The organism is uncultured Intestinimonas sp. (genome assembly GCF_944387725.1).
Taxonomy (GTDB): domain Bacteria; phylum Bacillota; class Clostridia; order Oscillospirales; family Oscillospiraceae; genus Intestinimonas.
This window is the reverse complement of record NZ_CALXGA010000103.1, coordinates 1-4,330: the sequence shown is the minus strand read 5'-3', so window position 1 is coordinate 4,330 and position 4,330 is coordinate 1. Positions and strand designations below refer to the sequence as shown.

The following is a 4,330-nucleotide window of genomic DNA, read 5'->3' as shown; positions in this document are numbered from 1 at the left end:
GACCTTCTTGGCGCCGGCGTCGATGTGGCCCTGGGCCTTCTCCTTGGTCAGGAACAGGCCGGTGGACTCCACCACATACTCCGCGCCGATTTCACCCCAGGGAATCTCAGCGGGGCTCATCTTGGCGTAGACCTGGACCTTGTGGCCGTTGACGGTAATGCTGCTGTCATCGTACTCGATGGCGCCGTTGAATTTGCCGTGGATGGTGTCGTAGCGGAGCATATAGGCCATATAGTCGGGGGTCATGCCGGGATCGTTGATGCCCACGAACTCCACGTCGGGGCGGCTCAGGCCGGCGCGGAACACCAGACGGCCGATTCTGCCGAAGCCATTGATACCAATTTTGATGCTCATAGCTGCATACTCTCCTTTTTTGTTCGATGGGGCGTTGTCCTTTCCATATTATAATGCGCCGGGAAAGATTTATCAAGTGTCTTTTCAAAGAAATTTCTTTTACTTTCGTTGGTAAGGCGAAACGAAACTGGATTTCGACGACAAAATTCGACATCCCTCTTGAGCCCGGCGGCAGGATTTGGTACACTGAGGGGACGGTAGTTCTGAAATGGTCTGCACATGCTATCGCTATCATCCGCAAGGAGGCGTCGGGATTTTGACGACACAATTTTTACCCGGGGGGCTGTTTGACAGCTTCCCGGAGCCGGTGCTGCTGCTGGCGGAGGGACAGGTTGCCTACCGGAATCCTGCGGCGGCGGACCTTTTCCCGGAGAGCGCCCCGGGGGGGGCGGCGCCGGAAGAGCTGGCGCGGCTTCTGGCGGGGGCGCAGCCGCCGGCGGTGGTGTCCGGAGATCTGGGGGGGCGGAGCTGGACTGTGTCCCTCCAGGACCCCGGCCAGGGGCTGCTGGCAGTGCTCCGGCCCCTGGCGTTCGACACCGGGCCGGACCTGGGGCGCCTCACCGCCCAGCTCCGGCGGGAGACGGCGGGGCTGGCGGCGGCCCTTCAGCGGCTGGACCCGGTGGAGGGGAGCGCCGACGGCGCCAAGCTGCGCCGGTATCTGGCGGCGGCCAACCAGGGGGTCTACCGGCTGCTCCGGCTGGCCGGCCACCTGGAGTTTCAGGCCCTCACCGACCGGCAGCTCTACCGGCCGGAGCCCCTGGACCTGGCGGGCTTCTGCCGGGAGCTGGGACAGCAGCTGGAGTCCCTGTGCCGGGCGGCGGAGCGCCGCTTCACCTATGAGTCGGAGGTGGGGAGCCTGCTGACCACCGGTGACGGGGACCTGCTGCGGCGGATGCTCCTCAGCCTGGCCTCCAACGCCATGAAGGCGGCGGGGAAGGGGGGAAGCCTGGGCCTGCGGCTGGCCCGGAGCCGGGACAGGGCGGTGCTGACGGTCTGGGACAGCGGCAGCGGCCTGGAGGGGGATCTCTCCCGGGTCTTTGGCGGCAGGCCGCCCTCCCTGGACCCCCGGGAGGGCCTGGGCCTGGGGCTGGACGCGGTGCGGCGGATCGCCCGGCTCCACGGCGGCGTGGCGGTGGTGGAGGACCGCCCCCAGAAGGGCCTGCGGTGCGTGGTCTCCCTGCCCATCCGGCCGCCGGAGGAGGGCGGCATCCTCCGCAGCCCCCGGGCCGACTACAGCGGAGGCTTCTCTCCGCTGCTGACGGAGCTCTCCGACGTCCTCCCCCTGGAGCTCTTCCTGCCGGAGGAGCTGCCGTAGGGGCGGAGCAAACAAAAGGGCGGCATACGCAAATCGCGTATGCCGCCGCTTGTTTCGCAAGACAGGCTCAGTGCCGCAGGACCCGGACCCGGAGCACGCCGCCGATGGCCCGGAGCTCGTCGGCCACGGCGTCCCCCACCCGGGCGTCCACGTCCACGATGGTGTAGGCGTAGTTGCCCTTGGACTTGTTGGTCATGTTGGCCACGTTTACCTGGTCCTTGGACAGGGTGGCGGTGATGGCGGCCAGCATGTTGGGCACGTTGCGGTGGATGAGGCACAGCCGGGTTTCCCCGGACCAGTCCTGCTCCAGGGTGGGCAGGTTCACGGAGTTGCGGATGTTGCCCGTCTCCAGGTAGTCCCGGAGCTCCTGGGCGGCCATGACCGCGCAGTTCTCCTCGCTCTCGGGGGTGGAGGCCCCCAGGTGGGGAATGGGCGTCACATTTTTGGCTGCGGCCAGCTGGCTGTTGGGGAAGTCGGTGACATACCGGGCCACCTTGCCGCTGCCCAGGGCGGCGATGATGTCCTCGTCCACCACCAGGCCGCCCCGGGCCAGGTTGATGATGCGCACGCCGGTCCTCATCTGGTCGAAGGCGGCGGCGTTGAGCATCCCCTTGGTGTCGGGGGTCTGGGGGACGTGGATGGTGATGTAATCGCAGGTTTTAAAGATGCTGGTGAGGTCGGTGACATGGTGGACCATCCGGGACAGGGAGAGGGCGGCGTCCACCGAGAGGAAGGGGTCGTAGCCGTAGACGGTCATGCCCAGCTTGGTGGCGATGTTGGCCACCAGCACGCCGATGGCCCCCAGGCCGATGACCCCCAGGCTCTTGCCGGAGATCTCGGGGCCCACAAACTGGCTCTTGCCCTTCTCCACCGCCTTGGCCACGTCCTCCCCGGCGGCGGCCTGGGCCTTGACCCACTCGACGCCGCCCACCACGTCCCGGGAGGCGATCATCAGGGCGCAGATGACCAGCTCCTTGACGGCGTTGGCGTTGGCGCCGGGGGTGTTGAAGACCACAATGCCGCTCTCGGAGCAGCGGTCCACGGGGATGTTGTTGGTGCCGGCGCCGGCCCGGGCGATGGCACGGAGGGCGGGGGGAAACTGGTAGTCGTGGAGCTCAGCGGAGCGCACCAGGATGCCGTCCTCGTTCTCCACGCCGTCGGAGACGGCGAAGCGGGAGGCGTCCAGGACGGCCAGCCCGGTGGGGGAGATCTTATTCATGGTTTTGATACGGTACATCGGTAGTTCCCTCCTCAATTCTTCTGGTCGAAGGCTCGGAGGAAGCCGCACAGCTTCTCCACGCCCTCCGCGGGCATCGCGTTGTAGATGGAGGCCCGCATACCGCCCACACTGCGGTGGCCCTTCAGGTTGGTGAAGCCGGCGGCGGCGGCCTCGGAGACGAACTTGGCGTCCAGCTCCTCGCTGTCGGAGCGGAAGGTGACGTTCATGTCGGACCGGGAGCCCTTCTCCGCCGCGCAGGTGAAGTGCTTGGAGCTGTCAATGACATCGTAGAGCATCTGGGCCTTGCGGTGCTTGATGGCCTCCATGCCCTCGACGCCCCCCTGGCCCTCCAGCCAGTCCAGCACCAGCCCCAGCATATAGATGCACCAGCAGGGGGGCGTGTTGTACATGGAGTCCTTGTCAATCATGATCTGGTAGCCCAGCATCTTGGGGGTGAAGGGCAGCTCGCGGCCGGCCAGGTCCTCCCGGACGATGACCACGGTGAGGCCGGCGGGGGCCATGTTCTTCTGGGCCCCGGCGAAGATGACGCCGTACCGGCTCACGTCCACCGGGCGGGAGAGGATGTCGGAGGACATGTCGCACACCAGGGGCACGCTTCCGGTCTCGGGGATGTACTGCCACTCGGTTCCATAGATGGTGTTGTTGGCGCAGTAGTAGAAGTAGCTGGCCTCAGGGTCCAGCTTGAGCTGGTCCTGGGCAGGGATGTAGGTGTGGTTTTTGTCCTCGCTGGAGGCGGCCAGGGAGATAGTCCCGTACTTCTGGGCCTCCTTGTAGGCCAGGTTGGAGAAGTTGCCGGTGACGGCGTAGTCGGCCTTGCCGCTCTTGCCGATGAGGTTCAGGGGCACGGCGGAGAACTGGGTGGAGGCGCCCCCCTGGAGGAAGAGGATTTTATAGTTCTCAGGGACCTTCATCAGCTTGCGGAGCTTGGCCTGGGTGTCGTCGAAAATCTTCAGAAAGGCCTTGGAGCGGTGGCTCATCTCCATGACTGACATGCCGGAGCCCTGGTAATTGGTGATCTCTGACCCGGCGCGCTCCAAAACTTCCAGAGGGAGCATGGAGGGACCGGCGGAAAAGTTGTAGACACGTTCCTGACTCATGGTAGACGAACCTCCTAATGAAATTTTAGGAGCCTCCAGGTCCGTCCTTTCCAGACGGTCCCGGCGCTCCTCGGGTCCCAGGGATGGAAAACATCCGTCTCCCTGTTTCACACCTATTATATATCAAAGGAAAATGAAGAATCAATGCGGCAGAAAGCCAAAAACACTTCCCTGCGGAAGGGAATCTTTGTATAGTATATCACCGCCGTATGCTGAAAATGCAGCGATTTACGGACGGACGCGAATACCCTATGCGTGTTCCGCCAGCTTCTGATACATCCGCATGAGCTCCGCCACGCAGGAGGTCTCCGTGGTGGTTTTGAC

Annotated in this window: 4 protein-coding genes; 1 reads left to right on the top strand and 3 read right to left on the bottom strand. The window is 64.6% G+C overall.

Going from position 1 to position 4,330, the window contains the following annotated elements; genetic code table 11:
• The coding region (locus Q0K09_RS10460; RefSeq protein ID WP_294476105.1) for a glyceraldehyde 3-phosphate dehydrogenase NAD-binding domain-containing protein at positions 1-354 on the bottom strand (354 nt) is incomplete at its 3' end.
• A gap of 256 nt (positions 355-610) precedes the next feature.
• On the opposite strand from Q0K09_RS10460, the gene Q0K09_RS10455 reads away from it, so the two are divergent.
• Positions 611-1,669 carry an ATP-binding protein gene (locus Q0K09_RS10455; RefSeq protein WP_294476103.1) on the top strand — a complete coding sequence of 353 codons (1,059 nt, stop codon included), beginning with the start codon at positions 611-613 and terminating at the stop codon, positions 1,667-1,669.
• Positions 1,670-1,736: 67 nt separating this feature from the next.
• Here the strand turns inward: Q0K09_RS10455 and Q0K09_RS10450 are convergent, their stop codons facing one another.
• Entirely contained in the window at positions 1,737-2,906 is a 1,170-nt protein-coding gene (locus tag Q0K09_RS10450) for a phosphoglycerate dehydrogenase (protein WP_294476100.1), read from the bottom strand.
• 14 nt (positions 2,907-2,920) lie between these two features.
• Complete coding sequence (gene serC, locus Q0K09_RS10445) at positions 2,921-4,006, bottom strand: 3-phosphoserine/phosphohydroxythreonine transaminase (protein WP_294476098.1); 1,086 nt, start codon at positions 4,004-4,006, stop codon at positions 2,921-2,923.
• Positions 4,007-4,330 lie beyond the last annotated feature (324 nt).